Source organism: Paenibacillus algicola, assembly GCF_005577435.1.
Taxonomy (GTDB): domain Bacteria; phylum Bacillota; class Bacilli; order Paenibacillales; family Paenibacillaceae; genus Paenibacillus_AQ; species Paenibacillus_AQ algicola.
Genome location: NZ_CP040396.1, coordinates 682,945 through 703,030, shown reverse-complemented (window position 1 = coordinate 703,030; position 20,086 = coordinate 682,945). Strand labels below are relative to the sequence as shown.

The 20,086-nt window shown below is 53.9% G+C and carries 19 protein-coding genes; 6 read left to right on the top strand and 13 right to left on the bottom strand.

Annotated elements, in window-relative coordinates; all coding sequences use genetic code 11:
- Window positions 1-39: 39 nt before the first annotated feature.
- Window positions 40-1,356, top strand: a complete 1,317-nt coding sequence (locus E6C60_RS03215) for a glutamate-1-semialdehyde 2,1-aminomutase (RefSeq protein ID WP_138227606.1) — start codon at window positions 40-42, stop codon at window positions 1,354-1,356.
- A 149-nt stretch (window positions 1,357-1,505) separates the two neighbouring features.
- Here E6C60_RS03215 and E6C60_RS03210 read toward each other — a convergent pair whose 3' ends face one another.
- From E6C60_RS03210 to E6C60_RS03180, 7 genes are all read right to left on the bottom strand, one after another.
- Window positions 1,506-2,777, bottom strand: a complete 1,272-nt coding sequence (locus tag E6C60_RS03210; RefSeq protein ID WP_233281118.1) for an SGNH/GDSL hydrolase family protein — start codon at window positions 2,775-2,777, stop codon at window positions 1,506-1,508.
- 206 nt (window positions 2,778-2,983) lie between these two features.
- Window positions 2,984-3,238: a hypothetical protein gene (locus tag E6C60_RS03205; protein ID WP_138224502.1), complete on the bottom strand. Its 255-nt coding sequence runs from the start codon at window positions 3,236-3,238 to the stop codon at window positions 2,984-2,986.
- 27 nt (window positions 3,239-3,265) lie between these two features.
- Window positions 3,266-4,117 carry an inositol monophosphatase family protein gene (locus E6C60_RS03200; RefSeq protein WP_138227604.1) on the bottom strand — a complete coding sequence of 284 codons (852 nt, stop codon included), beginning with the start codon at window positions 4,115-4,117 and terminating at the stop codon, window positions 3,266-3,268.
- 120 nt (window positions 4,118-4,237) lie between these two features.
- Complete coding sequence (gene uvsE / locus E6C60_RS03195; RefSeq protein ID WP_138224500.1) at window positions 4,238-5,239, bottom strand: UV DNA damage repair endonuclease UvsE; 1,002 nt, start codon at window positions 5,237-5,239, stop codon at window positions 4,238-4,240.
- A complete protein-coding gene (locus E6C60_RS03190) occupies window positions 5,236-5,553 on the bottom strand; it encodes a hypothetical protein (protein WP_138224498.1) in 318 nt (105 codons plus the stop codon). The genes uvsE and E6C60_RS03190 overlap by 4 nt, the downstream gene beginning before the upstream one ends.
- A 96-nt stretch (window positions 5,554-5,649) precedes the next feature.
- Window positions 5,650-6,744, bottom strand: coding sequence for a D-alanine--D-alanine ligase (locus E6C60_RS03185; RefSeq protein WP_138224496.1), 1,095 nt, complete (start codon window positions 6,742-6,744; stop codon window positions 5,650-5,652).
- A 54-nt stretch (window positions 6,745-6,798) separates the two neighbouring features.
- A complete protein-coding gene (locus tag E6C60_RS03180) occupies window positions 6,799-7,830 on the bottom strand; it encodes an amidase domain-containing protein (protein WP_138224494.1) in 1,032 nt (343 codons plus the stop codon).
- Window positions 7,831-8,242: 412 nt separating this feature from the next.
- Here E6C60_RS03180 and acnA point away from each other — a divergent pair, with 412 nt between their 5' ends.
- Window positions 8,243-10,960, top strand: a complete 2,718-nt coding sequence (acnA, locus tag E6C60_RS03175) for an aconitate hydratase AcnA (protein ID WP_138224492.1) — start codon at window positions 8,243-8,245, stop codon at window positions 10,958-10,960.
- Between the two features lie 310 nt (window positions 10,961-11,270).
- On the top strand, window positions 11,271-11,435 hold the full coding sequence (locus tag E6C60_RS20795) for a hypothetical protein (protein ID WP_175415164.1): 165 nt from the start codon (window positions 11,271-11,273) through the stop codon (window positions 11,433-11,435).
- A gap of 31 nt (window positions 11,436-11,466) precedes the next feature.
- Here E6C60_RS20795 and E6C60_RS03170 read toward each other — a convergent pair whose 3' ends face one another.
- Complete coding sequence (locus E6C60_RS03170) at window positions 11,467-12,210, bottom strand: IclR family transcriptional regulator (RefSeq protein ID WP_138224490.1); 744 nt, start codon at window positions 12,208-12,210, stop codon at window positions 11,467-11,469.
- A gap of 208 nt (window positions 12,211-12,418) precedes the next feature.
- On the opposite strand from E6C60_RS03170, the gene E6C60_RS03165 reads away from it, so the two are divergent.
- On the top strand, window positions 12,419-13,423 hold the full coding sequence (locus E6C60_RS03165; protein WP_138224488.1) for an alpha/beta hydrolase: 1,005 nt from the start codon (window positions 12,419-12,421) through the stop codon (window positions 13,421-13,423).
- Between the two features lie 184 nt (window positions 13,424-13,607).
- On the top strand, window positions 13,608-14,789 hold the full coding sequence (locus E6C60_RS03160; RefSeq protein ID WP_138224486.1) for a Fe-Mn family superoxide dismutase: 1,182 nt from the start codon (window positions 13,608-13,610) through the stop codon (window positions 14,787-14,789).
- Window positions 14,790-14,865: 76 nt separating this feature from the next.
- Here the strand turns inward: E6C60_RS03160 and folE are convergent, their stop codons facing one another.
- The 5 genes from folE to E6C60_RS03135 form a co-directional block, all read right to left on the bottom strand.
- Window positions 14,866-15,459 (bottom strand): GTP cyclohydrolase I FolE, encoded by a 594-nt coding sequence (gene folE / locus E6C60_RS03155; protein ID WP_138224484.1) that lies wholly within the window; start codon window positions 15,457-15,459, stop codon window positions 14,866-14,868.
- A gap of 61 nt (window positions 15,460-15,520) precedes the next feature.
- Window positions 15,521-15,760, bottom strand: coding sequence for a YneF family protein (locus E6C60_RS03150; protein WP_138224482.1), 240 nt, complete (start codon window positions 15,758-15,760; stop codon window positions 15,521-15,523).
- A 127-nt stretch (window positions 15,761-15,887) separates the two neighbouring features.
- Complete coding sequence (queG, locus tag E6C60_RS03145) at window positions 15,888-17,696, bottom strand: tRNA epoxyqueuosine(34) reductase QueG (protein ID WP_138224480.1); 1,809 nt, start codon at window positions 17,694-17,696, stop codon at window positions 15,888-15,890.
- Window positions 17,697-17,738: 42 nt separating this feature from the next.
- Window positions 17,739-18,329, bottom strand: coding sequence for a signal peptidase I (lepB, locus tag E6C60_RS03140; protein ID WP_138224478.1), 591 nt, complete (start codon window positions 18,327-18,329; stop codon window positions 17,739-17,741).
- Window positions 18,330-18,462: 133 nt separating this feature from the next.
- The gene (locus E6C60_RS03135; protein ID WP_138224476.1) at window positions 18,463-18,888 is read right to left on the bottom strand and encodes a GNAT family N-acetyltransferase; all 426 of its coding nucleotides are present in this window, start codon (window positions 18,886-18,888) and stop codon (window positions 18,463-18,465) included.
- A 513-nt stretch (window positions 18,889-19,401) separates the two neighbouring features.
- Here E6C60_RS03135 and E6C60_RS03130 point away from each other — a divergent pair.
- Window positions 19,402-20,010, top strand: coding sequence for a superoxide dismutase (locus E6C60_RS03130; protein WP_138224475.1), 609 nt, complete (start codon window positions 19,402-19,404; stop codon window positions 20,008-20,010).
- Window positions 20,011-20,086: the final 76 nt, after the last annotated feature.

Sequence of the window (20,086 nt, the reverse complement as noted above, 5' to 3'; positions counted from 1 at the left end):
TCCTCATTATTGAGGAGGAAGCATCCAATGACACAATCTATGAACAGAACACGCTCGGCCGAGCTGTATGAGGAAGCGCTGAAGCATATTGTAGGCGGGGTCAACAGCCCGTCCCGCTCCTTCAAAGCCGTAGGCGGCGGCGCTCCGGTATTTATGAAGCAGGCCCGCGGCGCGCATTTCTGGGACGCAGACGGGAACCAGTACATTGATTATCTGGCCGCCTTCGGACCGATTATTACCGGACATGCCCATCCTCATATTACAAAGGCTATCACCTCAGCCGCTGAAAATGGTGTGCTGTACGGAACGCCGACCGAGCTCGAAATCCAGCTTGCCAAAATGCTGAAGGATGCCATACCATCCATGGATAAGGTCCGATTCGTCAATTCCGGCACCGAAGCGGTCATGACGACCATTCGTGTCGCACGGGCTTATACGGAGCGCAGCAAGATCATTAAGTTCGCCGGCTGCTACCACGGCCACTCTGATCTTGTGCTCGTAGCCGCAGGCTCCGGTCCCTCCACGCTTGGCATTCCGGACAGCGCGGGCATTCCGCCCAGCATTGCCCATGAGGTTATTACCGTCCCCTTCAACGATCTTGAGGCGCTGCAAGAAGCTCTGGAGCACTGGGGAGATGACGTAGCCGCAGTTATGGTGGAGCCTATCGTTGGCAATTTCGGCATGGTTATGCCAAAGCCCGGCTTCCTGGAAGGGCTGTGCAAGCTAGCTCGCGCTAACGGCTCTCTCGTCATTTATGATGAAGTCATTACCGCATTCCGTTTCCATTATGGCTCTGCCCAAACGTATCCCGGCCTTCTCAATCATGAGGCAATCCAGCCCGATCTGACAGCACTGGGCAAAATTATCGGGGGCGGGCTGCCCATCGGCGCCTACGGCGGCCGTAAAGAGATTATGGAGCAGGTTGCTCCGCTCGGTCCTGCTTACCAGGCGGGAACGATGGCCGGCAATCCGGCCTCCATCGCCTCCGGCATCGCGTGTCTGGAGGTGCTCCAGACAGAGGGCGTATATGAGGAAATGGAGCGCCTAGCTATCAAGCTGGCAGACGGTCTCCAGGCCTCGGCCCAGCGGCATGGCATTCCGCTGATGATCAACCGGATTTCTGGCGCCTTCTCGACCCACTTCTGCAGCCACCCGGTCACCAACTATGAAGAGGCTCAGGATACGGACGGCGAAGCCTTTGCCGCCTTTTTCCGCCACATGCTGGATCAAGGCATCTTACTCGCGGCCTCCAAATATGAGGCCTGGTTCCTGACCACCGCGCATCAGGCTGCAGATATTGATCAGACTTTGGCTGCCGCAGAGGAAGCCTTCCGCCGGATGGCAGCCCAGGCGTAGACGTTGAATTCTAACAGACACTAAAAAGACATGGCCGTGTCAGGATGCCTTGACGCGGTCATGTCTTATTTAGTGAGCTGATATACAATGAATGACGTTAATGACTTAATGACGGGATAAATCACTATGAGTTATGAGTTATGAGTTCATTATGGATTAATAAAAACCGTCTTCAGCTTTTGGTGGTACTGAACATCCAGGCCCAGTCCCTGTACCAGTGCAGAGAGCGGGACATAGGTTTTATGTTCCTTGCCAACCTTGTGTAGAAAGGCTGGCGTAGTAAGGGGCACAGGGCTGCCATTTACCTTGATGTGATTTGATCCGATTGTAATGACCACGGTCCGCCCCTTGTAAGTAACCGTAGCACTTAAGGTTTCGTTGCTCCATACTGTGGTTGCACCGATGGCATTGACGATATCCTGAATGGCTACATAGTTCTGATTCTTGACCAGAACCGGCTTGTACGGCGTATTCAGGACCTTGCCGTTCACGATAATATTCATCGGCTGCCCGGGCTCTGCGGCCGCAGGCTTGGTGTAGCTGCCCCATATGGTGTTGGCAAACACCTTCGCCATCGTTTCGTATCCGTACTGATTAGGGTGGATGTCTTCCAGTCTCAAAATATGCGTCATGGTCATTTCTCTGCCTACAAATTCCTTGGCGACCGGAGCCACCTTCACAGAAATCCCCTGCTGACTAAACTGCTTCGCCAAACCCTCGATATGCCCGGTAAACAGTGCTGCAGCCTGATTCAGCTTGGCATAGAGCGCTTTGCCGGCAAGCTCAGGAATGGGATTATACTGGTCTGCAAGCACGATAACAGCATCAGGATTCATACTATGAAGACGATGGACAACCTCCGTCACATTCAGTGTGTAAAGCTCAAACAGCTCCCCGGTCAGCTTCGCCAGCTCATCGGCATTTGCCGCTCCGGCCATGGACGTCAGATTGTACATATCATTGCCGCCAATGGTCACGGTGATCAGGTCGGCCTTCTCAATAAACGCGCGGGCGGCCGGAGCTTCTCTACCGATCTGCTCTGTGCGGGGATCCGGGATCAATGGCTGAATGTCATCCGCGGTCACGGAGCGTCCATCTGCGATAGCCTGTACATAATGCTTCAATCCCTCAACCTTCAGCCCGGCAATGCCCAGATTCACGGTCTCGGTTCTGCCGTGCAGCAAGCCCTGCTCCAGCAGGCGCTCGACAAAGCCATACGGCTTGGAATTGAGATCCATCCCCGGCTCATAGCCTACGGTAAGCGAATCTCCCAGACTGACAATCCGGAAGGGCTCCGGCGGGCTTGAAGACGCGGCATGGATGGCGGAAGGCTTCCCTCCCAGCGAGGCTGACAGCATGAACACCGCCAGCGTGAGGCTGCCGGCAGCCTGGAACAGCCTGTTTCTCCACAATATTGACATGATAACACTCCTTCTCATTTCATTCTTTTTCCAGTTTACCACCTCGGCATGGATCGGCGATACCGCTATGCGGGATTTCATCCAGGACACGCAGTACCCTCCTTCAAGGCTGCACAAAAAGCGGCGATACCAGGGATTGCCCCGGCATCGCCGCTGTAAAGCCTTTGGAACAACCGTTGCCTGCCGGAGATGTCCCGGCCTGCGGATTACTTCTCCCGGTTCTGCTTCTCCACCTGCTCCAGATACTTATCATACCGGTCGTCCAGCTCCTTGCCCAGCCGCCGATATGCCCGGATCTCCTCGGCAATAGGATCATGCTTCGTCTGAATGACAATCTCATAGGGATGGGAGATTCGGCGCCGGCCTTCTTCCTGTACCTCTCCGGCCTCAAGCTCCCCTTCCGTTAGCAGCTCGCTCAGCCTCCGCTGCAGTTCCTGATCCCGCTCCTGCTTCTCGTTCATGAGATGATCTCTCCTTACACTTGAAGATTAACCGGCCGAGTCCGCCAGCACCTGCAGCAGTTCTTCATGAATAGCGCCGTTCGTGGCCGCAATGTTGCGCACCTTTAGGCTATAGGGAGACCCGTTGGTATCCGTTACCCGGCCGCCGGATTCTTCAATCAGAAGGACCCCGGCTGCCACATCCCAGGCGTTCAGGCCGATCTCCCAATAGGCGCTCAGGCGCCCGGCAGCAACGTAAGCCAAGTGCAGCGCAGCCGAGCCTCCCGCGCGGACGTTCCGCACCTTGGGAACGATGGCCTGCAAAGCCTCCATATTTTGCGGAAGATTGGAAGCCGCATCGATCGGAAAGCCTGTGGCCACCAGGCTGTCCGACAAGACGGCCTCCCCGGACACTCGGGTCGGGTTGCCGTGGACATAGGCCCCCTTGCCCTTCTCGGCAATGAACAGCTCATCCCGGGAAGGATCATAGATAACGCCCAGTATGATCTCCCCCTGATAAGCCAGCGCAATGGATACCGAGTAGAAGGGGAACCCGTGCACGTAGTTAGTCGTCCCGTCAACCGGATCAATAATCCATACATAATCCTCTTCCAGCGCCGTCTCCAACGCCTTGGCTGAAGCCTCTGGCCCGGGCTCGACACCCTCCTCACCGAGAATGGCATGGTCCGGAAAGTGCGTCAGAATCAGTCTGCGGATCATCTGCTCCGCCCCCTTGTCCACTTCAGTCACAAGATCCTGGGCAGAGGTCTTGGTATTCAGCTGCTGTACCGTTCCCTGCTTGCTCTTGATCCATTCTCCGGCCTTGGCAGCACAGTTGATAGCAACAGCGGCATAGCTTTTGCTACTCACGACATAAGGCGTCTTCTCTTTATCATTCAAAGCACTCACTCTACTTTCATATGAATCTTATAAACCTATTGTATTCCCCTTTTGCGTCTGAAGGAAGGGCTGCTATATTAACAACGAGCTGTATATTCATATTCAACAAGCACTTGACGGCTATGGTGTAACCTCAATTGCGGCCTGGTTAAGGAGCTTTACCCCATCTCCCTCTGCCGCGGCAAAATCACGCATCAGGCCAAACAGCGCCTCATCCTTCTTCTTGGCCTCAATCATGACGTCAAGTTGCGGGGTAATTGCTGCAATCTCTCGTAAAAAATGAAGCAGCGGCGGCATCTCGACACCGTCCGCATGACTGCGAATATCGGTGGGCGATTTCGGGCTGGACACGTGAATCTTGGGCGGCAGAGGGTTGTCACCCTCCGAGCCGGCCTGCGCCAGCGGCGAATTCCAGGTCTCCAGCACATCCCGCCACAGCTCGCCTGGCCGCTCTCCTTCATGGTTGACCCATTGATGGTGCAGATCGAGCACCATGGGCAGCCCAAGCTTCTGACATACTGTTAACGTTTCTACGGCGTTAAAGGTTTTGTCGTCGTTCTCAAGCGTCAGCCGCTCCTTGATATCCTGGTCCAGCCCCTCAAAATGCTCTATAAAACGGGCCGCCGCCGAGGGCTTGTCCCCATAGGCGCCGCCAATATGAATATTGTTCTTCATTCGGCCGCTGAACCCGAGCGCATGAAGCATGTCGGTATGATGCCGCAGATCCTTGATCGAGTTCACCAGCACCTCCGGCCTCGGCGTGCTCAGTACCGTGAAATGATCCGGATGAAAGGACACGCGCATCTCGTGCTTGCGCACAAAATCCCCGACCTCTGCGAACGATTCCCGAAGGGCAGGGAACGGATCCCAATCGTCCAGATCGCCATGGGTGGCAAGCGGAATCAGCTTCGAGGTCATTCGGTACACCTTAATGTCGTGTGCGAGATTATGCTTCAGCAGCCGGAGCGTATTGTGCAGGTTCTCCCCTGCAATCCGCTCCAGCCGGCGAAGACCGGCTTCCCGGTCGTCCAGCTTCTTGAAGCTGGCCATCGTCATCGTTCTGGACGGGGAAGAATTCTGCACGACGGTGGACATGGCCACATAACCGAAGCGGACAATCATGCCTGATCTCCGAAGAACATTTCGTGCGCCAGAGCCGTCTGCAGCCTGGACTCCTCCTCGGTTAGCTTCCGTACGAGCTGCAGCTCGACAGAGGTCACTTCCTGTCCCTGAAAGTTGATTTCAGAAACACACGCGGTAATTTTTACGATGGCGGAGGCGACGTTCTCCGGAGTATAAGCGATCACCTTTTGTCCCGTAGGAAACACGCGGAAGCCCTGCTTCAGCATCTTGCCCCGGCCGTACTCCAGCAGCTCATACAGCTCCTGCTCGTTCTTGAACTTGCACACGGAATTAAACTCGGTTTGAAATCCCATAGCCAGCCATCCTTTCACCTGATAATGTGAGATTATAGTCAAGGGGAGCCGTGTTCAACGCGGACTCCCCTTTTGTTATATATTCAGTATACTGCATTATACCTCATTCTCATAAATGAGAGATTGCTTGTTCTCATAGCGTGCCAGCCCGAGGCTGATCATCTGATCCAGCAGCTCGCGGTAGGACATTCCGGTTTCGCGCCACAGCAGCGGGTACATGCTGAACGGCGTGAAGCCCGGCATCGTGTTCACTTCATTAATGAGGATACCTCCGTCATTGCGCCGGATAAAGAAATCAGCCCGGGTAATTCCGCTGCCCTCAATCGCCTTGAACGCCCGGATCGCAAGCTCTCGCAGCGTATCCGCGGTCTCTGCATCCACCGGTGCAGGAATAAGCATCTCTGACTGTCCGTCCGTATATTTGGCGGCATAATCATAGTATTCACTGGAGGAGACAATTTCACCCGGGATAGAAGCAATCGGCTCCTCGTTCCCCAGCACGCTAACCTCTACTTCGCGGGCATCTACGAACTCCTCGACGATGATCTTGTGGTCATACTTCAGTGCCGTCTCGATCGCCATAGCAAGCTGGGCCGCGTCCTTCGCCTTCGAAATGCCCACGCTTGAACCCAGGTTCGCCGGCTTCACGAAGCAAGGGTAGCCCAGCTTATCCTCAATGCCCTGCACCAGCTTGTGGCTGGCCCGCTTCCACTCGGCCTGCGTAAAGCAGCAGTATTCACACTGCGGCAGCCCGGCCTGCGCAAACAGCTTCTTCATGACTCCTTTGTCCATACCGGCAGCGGATGTCAGCACGCCAGTGCCTACATAAGGAATGTCTGCCATTTCGAACAGCCCCTGGATGGTTCCGTCCTCGCCAAAGGTTCCATGCAGGAGCGGAAACATAATGTCAATGTCCGGCTGCTGACTGCCGTACAGACGGCTGAATACCGCATTCAGCGCAGCCTGTGTTCCGCTGCCGCCAGAGAGCTTCAGCTCCTGCTTATCCTTAAACGGAGCATCAAGCTTGCCGCCGATTCTCCAGGTTCCCTGCTTCGTAATGTAGAAGGGAATCATTTCATACTTGTCAAAATCAAACTCATTCATGACGGCAAACGCCGTAGCCAGCGAAACCTCATGTTCTCCTGATTTCCCGCCGTAGACCAGTCCTACCGTTAATTTATCCTGTCCCATGCCATACCTCTCTTTTTGCAATTTCAGCAGTGTTCACTGCATTCATTCCATTCCTTATAACTCATCAGGAATATGGTAAAAACGGTACACCGTATTCTCGCTCCAGGCATAGGAATCGCGATAGTCCCAGTAGCGGTGCTTGCTGGAGACGGTATGCGCATTGACCAGCGGCATCCCTCCGGCGTCGAAGGCCGTGACGATCGTGCTGTGCTGAAATGCTCCGTCGCCGTCCCAATCATAGACGATAACATCTCCAAGCCTCAGCTGCTCCGCACGCTCGACCTGCTCTCCCCGAAGACCCGAGCCGCTGTATTCCAGGTATCGGGCGAAGCTGTTGGACACCGCCCAGCTGTAGCTCCACCATTCCCGTCCGCCGACGTAACCCTTGTACCACCAGCCTGTTTCTCTTTTACCAGTATAGTGGATTGGCGCTTTGCCTGCAAAGAGGCACTGCGAGATATAATTGGTGCAGTCCACGGCGAACTGGGCAAACTCCGGATTGCCGGAATCCCACCACTGATCTGCATAGGCAGCCGCCGCTTCACGGTCATACAGCCCGGCCCGGCTTCTCATTCCTGCCGCGTACACGCCGCGATGATTAATGAGCGGCACCGACTTCGCCGTCTCCCAGCCATGAACCTCTTCAGACAATGATGAAGAAGGCGGGCCCTGCTCCGGCTGGCGCTCATCCTCCAGCGACTCCACATCGACAATCAGCCACGCATCTCCGTCACGAAGGAGCGTCAGCCGCTCACGCTGAATGACGTCTTCCCGGTGGAGCATGCCTCTTTTTTCATAATAAAACAGGCTGTGCAGCCGAAGATCCGCAATGACCTGGTCCTCCGTTTCCTTCAGCACCCGGGTCAGCCGGGCTTTCGTTTCACACCGGCGCGGAGTCACTCCGCGCTCAGCAAACCAGTGGCGCAGCCGAATCTGACGTTCACCCCGCTGCAGCAAATAGTTGAGATCTGTCACCACCTGCTCCTTGAGTCCTGTCCCGTAATCGACGCGGTTCTGATTATATTGATCCACATAGGCGTACAATACATTTTTCCAAGGACTGCGCACCTCTCTGGCTATAGACATCGCTCATCGCCCCTTTTTTGACATCACATTCCCGCTCTTGATCATTGCCGCTGGCCGAAACGTTCAATCCCTGCCTTCTATTTCCGATTATATGAAGAACGTCCGCCTGCTATGAGCCGCAGTTTATAGAATATGATGTTATGCATAAATAGCATAAGGCTGATTTCAAGCAGGGATGAGTGTCCTCATTATTTGTCAAAACCCGGTGAATTCCGCCTTTTTCAGCCTCAAATCTTCTTAAAAAATGCTTTACGCTGGTCCGTGTAAACGTTATAATTATAAGTAGCTATTATTTTGAAATCATGTTTCATCTAGTGAAACAACACTGTTGTTTTCTGAAGCTGTGCAGATGTTTACAAGGGTGCGTCAGCCGCACCGCTATGGATTGACTTAATTCAAGGAGGGTCATGTAATGTCAGTGAAGGATCAATTCTCCGTCTCCCGTTCGCTGGAGGTGGCAGGCAAGAACTATCGCTATTTCAGCCTTCAGGCTCTGGAGGAGCAAGGCTTGGGCCAAGTATCAAAGCTCCCTTTCTCCATCCGCGTTCTGCTTGAAGCCGCAGTGCGCCAATTCGATGGCCGGGCGATTACCGAAGAGCATGTAAAGCAGCTCACCCAATGGGCTGAAACCCGGGATGCCAATAAGGAAATCCCGTTTATTCCTGCGCGGATCGTATTGCAGGATTTCACCGGCGTACCGGTCGTAGTTGACCTGGCCGCGATGCGCGACACCGTGAAGAAGGCCGGCGGGGATCCGAAGCAGATCAATCCGCTGGTTCCGGTTGATCTCGTTATTGACCACTCCGTTATGGTTGACGCCTTCGGCACCGAGCAGGCGCTGGAATATAACATGGATGTTGAATTTGAGCGCAACGAGGAACGCTACCGCTTCCTGCGCTGGGCACAAACCGCATTTGATAACTTCCGTGCTGTTCCTCCGGGAACCGGTATCGTCCACCAGGTAAACCTGGAGTACCTGGCTTCTGTAGCTGCTACGAAGACAGTAGATGGCGAAACTCTCGTCTTCCCTGATTCCCTGGTAGGTACAGACTCCCACACCACCATGATCAACGGCCTTGGCGTTGTTGGCTGGGGTGTAGGCGGTATCGAAGCAGAAGCCGGCATGCTGGGACAGCCGCTTTACTTCGTAACTCCAGATGTCATCGGCTTTAAACTGACAGGCAGCCTGTCCGAAGGCGCAACCGCTACGGACCTTGCGTTGACTGTAACGCAAATGCTGCGGAAGAAAGGCGTTGTCGGCAAATTCGTTGAATTCTACGGCCCTGGTCTGGCTAACATCAGCCTGGCTGACCGTGCGACCGTTGCGAACATGGCTCCGGAATACGGCGCAACCATCGGCTTCTTCCCTGTCGATGACGAAACCCTGACTTACCTGCGCGGCACTGGACGTTCCGACGAGCAGGTAGAGCTGGTTGAATCCTACTATAAAGCTCAGAATATGTTCCGTACTGCAGATACACCGGACCCTGAATTCTCCGATGTTATCGAGCTGGATCTCGCTTCTGTTGTACCGAGCCTTGCCGGACCGAAGCGTCCACAGGACCGCATTGAGCTGACACATATGAAGGACAGCTTCAATGACATCATCCGCACTCCGATTGATAAAGGCGGATATGGCCTGAGTGACGAGAAGATCAACCAGAAGGTCACTGTGAAGCATAAAGATGGTACGACAAGTGAAATGGATACAGGCGCTGTCGTGATTGCAGCCATTACGAGCTGTACCAATACCTCCAATCCAAGCGTTATGCTGGGTGCCGGTATTCTGGCGAAAAAAGCCGTCGAGCGCGGCCTCAAGAAGCCAGGCTTCGTGAAGAGCAGCTTGACTCCAGGCTCCCTCGTCGTCACCGACTACCTGGAGAAGGCCGGCCTGATGCACTACCTGGAATCGCTCGGCTTCTACGTTGCCGGCTATGGCTGTGCAACCTGTATCGGTAACTCCGGTCCGCTTCCGGACGAAGTCAGCGAAGCGATTGCCGAGAATGATATGACGGTAGCGGCTGTATTGTCTGGTAACCGTAACTTTGAAGGACGCGTTCACGCACAGGTGAAAGCCAACTATCTGGCTTCGCCGCCGCTCGTCGTTGCTTATGCACTGGCCGGCACAGTGAACATCGACCTGCAGAACGATCCGATTGGCTACGATCCGAACAATGAGCCGGTATACCTCAAGGACATCTGGCCAACCAGCACAGAAATCCGTGAAGCGATGGGCGTATCCGTCAGCGCTGAAGCTTTCCGTGCGAAATATGAGCATGTCTTCACCGCCAACGAGCGCTGGAACCAGATTCCAGTTCCTCAAGGCGAGCTGTATGAGTGGGACAGCAATTCCACTTACATTCAGAACCCGCCGTTCTTTGAAGGACTTGGCAACGGCTTGAATGACATTCAAGATATTCGCCAGGCTCGTGTTCTGGCGCTGCTGGGTGATTCCGTAACGACGGACCATATCTCCCCGGCAGGCAACATTGCTGTCAACAGCCCGGCAGGCCAATACCTGAAGGACCATGGTGTTGATCGCAAGGACTTCAACTCCTACGGCTCCCGCCGTGGTAACCATGAGGTCATGATGCGCGGTACCTTCGCCAACATCCGGATCCGTAACCAGGTTGCACCGGGCACTGAAGGCGGCGTAACCACGTATCTGCCAACCGATGAAGTGATGTCCATCTATGATGCTTCCATGAACTATCAGGCAGGCGGACAGAACCTGGTTGTTATTGCCGGTAAAGAATACGGTACCGGAAGCTCCCGTGACTGGGCTGCGAAAGGCACTTTCCTGCTCGGCGTCAAGGCTGTTATTGCCGAGAGCTTCGAGCGGATTCACCGCTCCAACCTGGTCGGCATGGGCGTACTGCCGCTGCAGTTCCAGGAAGGCCAGGGCTGGCAGAGCCTCGGTCTCGAAGGCCATGAGACCTTTGATATTCTCGGCCTGAGCAACGACATCAAGCCAGGACAAGAGCTGCACGTTACCGCAACTCGTGAAGACGGAACCCGCTTCGAGTTCCCTGTCATTGCTCGTCTGGACAGCATGGTGGATGTCGATTACTACTACAATGGCGGTATTCTCCAAACCGTACTGCGTCAAATGATCGCTGACAGCAAGTAAGCTGAAAGCACACTTATATAGGCTGCGCCCGAGACCTCTAGATCTCGGGCGCAGCCTTTTTGTTGACCCATTGACTTATCATACCTGCGACACACCATGTAAGGAGGATGGGACCAAATGGGCTTTTTGCTAACAGGACCTTGATTCCTCTTTTCTGGTCCTTTTCTCCTCTTTTGCAGCTAACACCGTTTCAAGCGCTTCGGTTAAGGTTAACAGGTTACAAATCATTTCTTACATAATCATCTTCTATAGCCCGATGTACCCGTAATCGCTATCTATGAAGAAAATGTGTGACAGGAGGTTTGAAGCCATGCTGAACATTCAATCGGCGCTGCCCTTTCATCATCAGTACCCGCGTCCTCAGACGCTGAGCCCTAACCGCAAGGAACAGGAGACAGACAAGCCTGCTTCCTTCCACGATATTTTGACCCGTACGATGAACGAAAAGACAAAAGGGTTGTCCCGCAAGATCTAACCGATCTCGCGGAGACAACCCTTTTGTCTCTTCAGGATATCATCAAGCCCATCTCTCTTGCCGCTTCCTTCAGCACGGGCGCAAATTGCAGCAGCGTATCCGGGGACAGCCGGTTCACCGGACCCGACAAGGACAAAGCGGCGGCAATCCTGCCCTGATGATCAAAGATGGGTACCGATACCGCAACCGCACCGGGCTCCCGCTCTTCAATACTGATGGCGTAGCCCCGCTTCCGGATATCTCCCAGCTGCCGGCGATAAGCCTTCTTGTCGACGGTCTCGGGCCAGTCAGGGTCCAGTAGCAATTCCTCCTGTACAGCAGGGGATGCAAAGGCCACCAGCACCTTACTAGATGCTCCAACATACAGCGGCAGACGAGCTCCCACCTGAGCCACTCTGCGGATCGCCTGATTGCTCTGTACTGCCTGTATCCGGATACGCTCTGCACCATCCCTCAGATACAGGCTGATCGTTTCTCCCAGCTGGTCCCTCAGGCTCTCCATCAAAGGAAGCAGCCGTACCGCCGGATCGTCACTATGCGACAGATGGGTGGACAGCTCCCAAATCTTCATACCCAGCCTGTATTTATCGGTGCGGCTGTCCCGGATCACAAATCCCCGCTCCTCCAGTGTCGCCATCAGCCGGTGTACCGTGCTCTTATGCAGTCCGATCTGGGAAGATATCTCTGTAAGCGCCAGCTCCTGGGCTTTGGTGAAGCACATTAATATATCAAGCGCCCGTTCAACGGCGCGAACGGTCAGTTTGCGATCTTCCATACCGCCCTTCCCCTCTCAATGTTTCATCACGTGAAACCTGGTTACAAGAATTATATGAAAAATGATTAGGGAAGTAAATGGATTTCCAGTTTTATTTCTGTCAGAAATCCCTGATATTCATTGACTTTGCCTGTAGCCCGGCATACGATAGATTATATTTTCATTTTTTTATGGATGTGAAAGAAACCTTGGTAAGGAGGGGCCATACATGAGCATGGCTACTGGCAGAAACGCCCCAATCTCCCGCACCGCTGAAGCCGATTCAACAAGCTCTGTGCTGTCGACAGGAATGATTCGCCTTAAGCATATTTTGCTTGCTCTCATTCTATCCGTCGTCTTCTTTCTTATATTTTGCTTTATCGCGCTGCATGCCTATATCGCATGGGTGCTCTCTAACCCTACCGTAGCACCGCTGTATTCCAACCCCAAGCTCGCCAAGGGCATGGACTATGAAAGTGTGAACTTCCCGTCCCTGAACGGCGAGAAGACAATCAGCGGCTGGTACATTCCGTCGGAAGGCTCGAACCGCACCATTATACTCAGCCATGGATACGGGGCGAACCGGGAAGAGACGTGGGTGCCGATGTATGATCTGGCCCATTACGCTCATAACCTGGATTTCAATGTGTTGATGTTTGATTACGCTTTCGCTTCGCAAACGAGCAAAGACGTTGCTACCGGAGGCAAGGAGGAGAAGCTGCAGCTGCTGGGAGCGATCGAGCTCGTGAAGCAGCGGGGCGCGAAGCAAATTGTCGTCTGGGGCTTCTCTATGGGAGGCGGAACGGCCTTGCAGGCAGGACTTGAGACGAAGGATATTAATGCTATGATTCTCGACAGTGCGTTCCTGCTGGAGCCGGATACACTATATCATAACATCAAGAATCAGATTGACCTTCCGCGTCACCCTTCTCTCGAAATTCTAGAGCTGCTGTTTCCGGTGCTGAACGGCACCAGTCTGGATCAGATTCCGTATCAGGAAGTGAAGAAGCATGATTATCCATTTCCTACCCTGATCCTTCACGGGACGAAGGATGACAAGGCGCCTTACCCGATTGCCGAAAAAATAGCAGCCAACCAGACTCACCCTGATTCAAGCTCGTGGATCGTAGAGAATGCGCGGCATGAGCTAATCTTCCGGGAGCATCCCCGGGAGTATCTGCGCCGGGTGTCCACCTTCCTCGGCAAGCTGGAGCCGCCAGAGGCTTCGCCATAATGATTGTCACTATAAGCCTGTCTTGTTTGCAGCTTCTGCTGCCCGCAAGACAGGCTTATTCTTGCTCCAGCAACAGCAGAAGCAGGGTCTTCCAGAATATTCTCAGGCGGGCATGATACAGGCTCCCTCCAGAATATATCAGTAGAGTCTGACATGAAATGGATGGACAGGGGGAATTGAAGTCATGTTGTATATTTACGGTCCTCAGCTTCCAGCCCGGATTCTGGAGGAGATTATATTTTGGAAGCAGCAGGAAGCGGAGCATACCGAGGTAATCAAGGCCATCATCCCCGGGCTGGAGCAGGTCTACATCAAGCTGCTGGATGACTGGGCGATCGTATTTACAGAGACGGAGAAAGCTGCAGAACAGCTCCTGCCGTCAGCCAGCAGCCATGGGGCTTTACCACCAGGAATAATTGCTCCCATTGAGCAGCTGGTGAGCATGTCCATGCACCAATCCAAGGTGTTCATTCAGCAGCTTCGGCTTATGATGGAGCGCAGTGCTGCCGTTCAGCAGCTTCCCCTGGCTCCGGTCGTACTGGAGCATATCATCCGGGAGTCACAATATTTCCTGGATGTGTTAGCGCAGCTGAACAAGCCGGGGTCGCTGGAGATCTTGATGCAGCAGACCAAGCAAGGCAGCAGCATCTCTCATGAACCCGGCTCCATCACGCTGTTCAAGCAGGACTCTCCAGAGGCCGTCCTCTCCTTCTCAGGCCGCACGGCCGAGAAGCTTCAGCCTGTGCCTATAGGCGGTCACCGGCTGCCTCCGCTTCCTTATGCTTATGATGCACTGGAGCCCTACATTGATGAGAAGACGATGCGGCTTCACCATGACAAGCACCACCAGAGCTATGTAGACGGCTTAAATCAAGCCGAGAAGAAGCTTGCAGAGTCGCGCCAGCAAGGGCGCTTCGACCTTATAAAGCATTGGGAACGAGAGCTTGCTTTTCATGGAGCGGGTCACTATCTGCACACCCTCTTCTGGAGCATTATGAGTCCTGACGGGGGCGGTAAGCCGGTGGGTACGCTGGGAGACGAGATGGTTAGAAGCTTCGGCAGCTTCGATGCCTTCCAGCAGCAATTCAGTCAGGCGGCAGAAAACGTGGAGGGCAGCGGCTGGGCAATATTGGTGTGGAGTCCCCGCAGTCAACGACTGGAAATCCTTCAGGCTGAGAAGCATCAGAACCTGTCACAGTGGGATGTCGTACCGCTGCTGGCCCTTGACGTATGGGAGCACGCGTACTACCTGAAGCACCAGAATGATCGCAAGTCATACATTCAGGATTGGTGGAAGGTCGTGCATTGGCAAGAGGTTCAGGCCCGGTATGACAAGGCCAGCCGGCTCAAGTGGGAGCCTTTTTAGAAGGGCTTGAGAAGCCAGCCATTAAAAAAAGGGTGTTACCTCTCGCAGCAGCGAAAGGAACACCCTTCATACAATCTTAATTCCTGATTAAAGACATAAACTCTGCACGCTGTGCAGCATCCTTCTGGAACGTGCCCCGCACGCCGGAGGTGATGGTCTTGCTGCCCGGCTTCTTCACGCCGCGGGAGCACATGCACAGATGCTCACCTTCCACAACAACCATGACCCCTTGCGGCTTCAGCACCTCAACCATAATATCGGCGATCTGGCTAGTAATCCGCTCCTGAACCTGCAGGCGGCGCGTGACAGCCTCCACCAGACGAGCCAGCTTGCTCAGGCCGGCAATCTTGCCGCTCGGTACATAACCGATGTGGACCTTGCCGAAGAACGGCGCCATGTGATGCTCACACTGGCTGTAGTACACAATATCCTTGACGATGACAAGCTCCTCGTGCTGCTCATCAAACGTAACGCCCAGCACATCACGGGGATCGACCTCATAGCCTGCAAATATCTCCTCGTACATCCGGGTGACACGGGCGGGCGTATCCAGCAATCCTTCCCGTTCGGTATCCTCACCGATCAGCTTCAGGATCTGCTGGACATGATACTCAATCTTCTCCCGATGCTCTGCTACATGATGATTCATATAATCCTTCACGCCAGCCATGGTATACCCCTCTTTCCTGATGCCTGTTCAGCATGGATTGTTATTTCTATTTAAAGACCGTTTATTTGCGTTTGCGGGACTGGCCCGGAGCCTTGCCTGGGAGCTGCTGGTTCTTCATCATTTGCTGAGCGCGCTGCATCTGCTTGCCGTTCAAGTTATAGCCCATTTGCTTCGCCATCTTCTGCAGCATCTCGGGGTTGCTCTGCATCTTCTCCAGTTGCTTGCGGAGATAGTAAGCACCGATGAAAAAGCCTCCTACCAGACCCACGATCAATGTAATGATCGGAATGACAATATTCATGACTTGACCACCTTTTGTTCACAATATTCACCATATTCATGGCATATTACGAAACCTATCATAGCATGTCCCATCAGGGACAGCAAATGAAAAAAACGTGTCATTTCTCCTCCAAGCGACCCCGGGATCAGGCCTCTGAGCCCCGCCTTGCAGGCAGTGCATCCTCCAGCTGGAGCAGAGCACGCTTAATCTCCACGCCCCCGCCGTAGCCAACCAATGCTCCATCTGTACCGATGACGCGGTGGCAGGGAACAATGATCGGCACAGGATTCTTATTATTAGCGCCGCCGACCGCTCGAACAGCCTTCGGCCTTCCGATCGCTTCGGCGACCTCCCTGTAGGACTGGACCGTGCCATGGGCGATATCGTTCAACGCGGTCCACACCTGCACCTGAAACGGCGTGCCGCGCAGATCCAGCGGAAGGGTAAACTCCTTCAGCTCCCCGCGGAAATATTGCTCCAGCTGGGATACTGCGGAGCTAAGCTTCTCTTCGCTGCGCTCATAGCCCGCTCCGCCGGCCCAGGTCCGCGACCATTGCTGAAGCACTGCCTCCTTCACCGTAAAGGGACCAAACTCCACGAGGCAAATCCCCGCAGGCGATGCAACAAGCGTTAATGTACCAATCGGCGTCTGGACCTCATCGTAATAAAGCACCTCTGCCGGTATAACCGGTGTTCCCATCGGCTCGCCGACTGCTGCGGGCTGACCGGCTGTGCGCTCTCCACCGTCCACCTCCGCTGGCGCAGAGGAGCCTGCAGCGGCTTCTTCCGGAGTCAGCTGCTGCAGCGCCTGCTGCAGCATGCTCCGAACCTGTTCATCCTGCTCGGATTTCATGCCTTTATTCAAGTTGTTCAACGCTTCCTCGCCTCCAATGCGGCCCAGAGCCCAAGCAGCAGTTCCCCGCAGCTCCGGCCTCGGATCCTTCAGCAGCACTTCGCTCAGCTTCGGCACTGCAGATGCATCTTTAAAATTACCTAAGGCAATCACGGCGTTACGCTGGATCGGCTTGCGCCCTCTCCAGGCCGCCGAGGTGTCGCCAAAGGCCTCCTTAAATTCCCGGTTGCTCATATCGAGCAGCGGAAGCAGCAGCGGCTTCGCCTTGTCGGGATCCGGCTGCAGCTCCGCATGATGCGTCCAGTTCAGTCCCTTGTTCTTGGGACATACAATCTGACATGTATCGCACCCGTAAAGGCGATTGCCGATCTTGCGCATATATTCATCGCTCAGAAATCCTTTGGTCTGCGTCAGAAAAGAAACGCACCGCTGAGCATTAAGCACTCCCGGACCGACCAAGGCATCTGTCGGACAAGCATCAATGCACCTTGTGCATTCCCCGCAGTCCTCGGTGACCGGCTGATCCGGGGGAAACGGCAAATTCGTGACCATTTCACCCAGATAAATCCAGGAGCCGAACTTTGGAGAAATAATAGCGCAATTCTTGGCGCTAAAGCCGATGCCGGCTCGTTCAGCCACGGCGCGGTCTGATAAAGCTCCGGTATCCACCATGCTCTCCAGCACGGCCTCCGGCACTCTTTCCCGAATGAACGCCTCCAGCCGCTGCATGGCATCCCGCAGAACCTGATGATAATCCCTGCCCCAGGCCGAACGGGCCATGATGCCCCGGTACTGCCCCGGCTGGGATTTCGGCGGATTGCTCATCTTGGCGGGATAGGCTACCGCAATCGCAATGAGCGATGCTGGCTGGGTGCCCGGCAAGGCAGGCGTAACGCGCTTGTCCAGGTCCGGTTCCTCGAAGCCGGATTCATAGCCCAGCTCCCGATGACGCTGCAGAATTCCCCGCAGGGACACAAATGGATCCGCTGATGCGAATCCGATGTCATCAATGCCCATATCTGGCGCAGCCAGCTTGATCTCTTGCTTTAGCGCCTCCCAGACGGAAGGCGCCGGGGCATAAGCCCCATGTGCGGAATGCATCTCCACGCCTCCTTATGGCAGGCTGTTTGACTCCTGCTGGAGCTACAGCCCTTTAATCTCCGACAGCGGCCAGAAAATAAATTCGGCCTTGCCTACAATTTCCGACCGTTCCACCGTGCCGAATTTGCGGCTGTCTTTGGATTTTTGAAAATGACGGTTGTCTCCCATCACGAAATAATGTCCTTCTTCCACGGTAACCGGTCCGTAATCCGGGTCCTCGATCGGAACATCTGTATACTCTTCCTTCTGGGCTTTGCCATTCACGTACAGAATGTGGCCCTTGACCTCCACTGTATCGCCAGGCACTCCGACGATCCGCTTCACGAGAAACTCCTTCTTGTCCGGACCGTCACTGGGATCCTTTAACACAATGACATCCCCGTGGCGGGGGTCGCCGAAGCGGTATCCAATCTTATTAATAAACAGGCGCTCCGAGGCCGTCAGCGTCGGCTCCATCGATTCACCCTTTACCATCGACAGGTTAAAAACAAACATATTCAGCAGCAGCATGATGGCAAAGGCAATGGCAATGGTCTTGATCCAGTCCCACAGCTCGGCTGCAAAGCTGGCTTCCTTCTTGCCTTTAGGCGCATCATTATTTCCGGAGGAACCCGGGGGTACCGTCTGTTCCATTGTACACCTTCTTTACTCGAGAATAGCCTGGCCGCGATACCTGGCCTCATCCGGCATACTAATAGAAAAGCATATCTCAGGTCCATTTGCAACGACCCGGGATATGCTCCATATCAAAATGCGATCTTGACCTTCACGGCTGGGCTACGATGCTCAGCTTCTGAAATGCAGTCAAAATTTTATTCGCTCCGTATCCCATCGCTTCGTAAAGAGGCATGGCGGCGGCGTTATGCTCATCTCCAGCCACAAGGATGCGGCTGACCTTGCGTGATTGAAAACGCTGCTCCATTGAAGATACAAGCGCTTTGCCGATTCCCTTTCGGCGGTAATCCGGATGAATTGCGATCCGGTAGTAGCACCCGTGATTGCGCTCGATCGTACCGATCAACGCACCGACGAGCATTCCATCTTCTTCCGCGACCATAATGAGGTCGGAATCCCAGGCGAGCTGTCTTGAAAATGGCTCCATTGTGTTTTCGTAGCATTCTTCGGACAGTGCAACCTGCAGCAGCTCAATAACCCGGTTACAGTCACTTAATTGAAAGGAACGAACATGCATTTCAAAATCTCCCTTTTCGTTAGCATGGTACGGTTTACGCGGTTTACAATATTGCATTTTACAATATTATAGTATTCCGTTGATGCAAACCTAACAATAATGATGACTACAAAAATGGCGAAAAACCCGCTTTCTTGTCCATTAAACCACATAATTCTTTCAAATTCACGGGTTTTCTTCTGTAAGCGCTTCATATAAAGCGATTACATTTCAAGCATATTATTCCGGTCTCCTTTAATCCAGCAAGTTGATCAGAATTTAATTAAAATAAACGCCAGCTTGTCTTTACATTGTCCAAACATACTTGTTTTCGAAAAAAGCAATGACGAGAGCAGCAGGGCAAAATGGCGCAGCGTTTTCGGACTCAAAAGTTGATTTAATCCATCAGAAAGGTTTAAAATATGGAGGAATGGACAATTACATATATGGATTCACCGTGTGATAAATGGTTCTCCCGTTACGGGAGCAGCCCTTTACTCATAAAAAAACATATTACAGGAGGTTTTTTTCACTATGGCATTTCAATTACCATCTCTGCCTTATGCAAACAACGCGCTGGAGCCTCACATCGATGCACAAACGATGGAGATCCACCACGACCGTCACCATAACACCTATGTAACGAACCTGAATGCAGCGCTGGAGAACGCTCCTGAGCTTCAAGAGAAGTCCCTGGAGGATCTCATTGCAAACCTGGATGCCGTTCCAGAAAATATCCGTACAGCCGTTCGCAACAATGGCGGCGGCCATGCAAACCACTCCCTGTTCTGGGAAGTCATCGGACCTAACGGCGGCGGCGCTCCTACCGGTGCACTGGCTGACGCGATCGAGAGCGAGCTGGGCGGCTTCGATAAATTCAAAGAAGATTTCGCTAAAGCAGCAACCACGCGCTTCGGCAGCGGCTGGGCTTGGCTCGTGCTGAACAACGGCAAGCTGGCTGTAACCAGCACGCCGAACCAGGACAGCCCGATCATGGAAGGCCAAACGCCTCTTCTCGGCCTGGACGTATGGGAGCACGCGTACTACCTGAAATACCAAAACAAACGCCCGGATTACATCTCCGCCTTCTGGAACGTTGTTAACTGGGAAGAAGTCGGCAAACGCTACGACAGCGCGAAGTAATATCTCCTGCCCAGCACTTCAAGCCGTCCCGCTGCAGCTGCAGCGGGACGGCTTTTTTGGCATAATGAACGGATAG